This is a genomic window from Agrobacterium sp. MCAB5 (genome assembly GCF_052114365.1).
Lineage (GTDB): Bacteria > Pseudomonadota > Alphaproteobacteria > Rhizobiales > Rhizobiaceae > Agrobacterium > Agrobacterium tumefaciens.
In genome coordinates, this window is record NZ_JBFREP010000167.1 from 1 (window position 1) to 558 (window position 558).

Consider the following 558-nt stretch of genomic DNA (forward strand, 5'->3'; position numbering starts at 1 on the left):
GTAAAAACACGCAGCTTCGCGTGTTGCATTTTTAGCAATGCTTGAGACTAAAAATTGTTCTTTGCGCGAACGCCTGCTTCGGTGATGATCCGGACAATTACAAAAGTCTCTCACGGCAACGAAGAAGAGGGGAATTATATGTCAGAACTTTTGATGAACAGGCGCGGTTTTGTGAAAGCGGCCGCTGCACTGGGCGGCCTTGCAGCCGGACAGACACTTCTGTCCGTGCGTCCGGGCTCGGCGGCTTCGCCCGCCAGGATCCGCATGCAGCTCGGCTGGCTTGCCTCGAACGGCCTTCTCGGCGAGGTCGTCGCTCTCAAGAAAGGCTTCTATGCCGAACAGGGCGTGGAGCTCGAAATCGTTCCGGGCGGGCCGAATGTCGATGGCGTCGCTGGCGTCGCGGCCGGCCAGTCGGCTATCGGGCAAATCTCCTCCAGCCCTTCGGTGATGCTGGCGCGTGGCGCGGGCATGCCGGTCAAGGCGATCGCGGCCGGCTACCAGAGACACCCCTATGCCTATTATTCGCGCAACGCCAAGCCGGTTCGATCGGCCAAGGAC

1 protein-coding gene is annotated in these 558 nt (G+C 59.9%); it reads left to right on the forward strand.

Annotation, left to right across the window (positions count from 1 at the left end):
* Nucleotides 1-138: 138 nt before the first annotated feature.
* Nucleotides 139-558: ABC transporter substrate-binding protein (locus tag AB4Z23_RS28015; protein WP_441361244.1), on the forward strand; the 420-nt coding region annotated here is incomplete at its 3' end.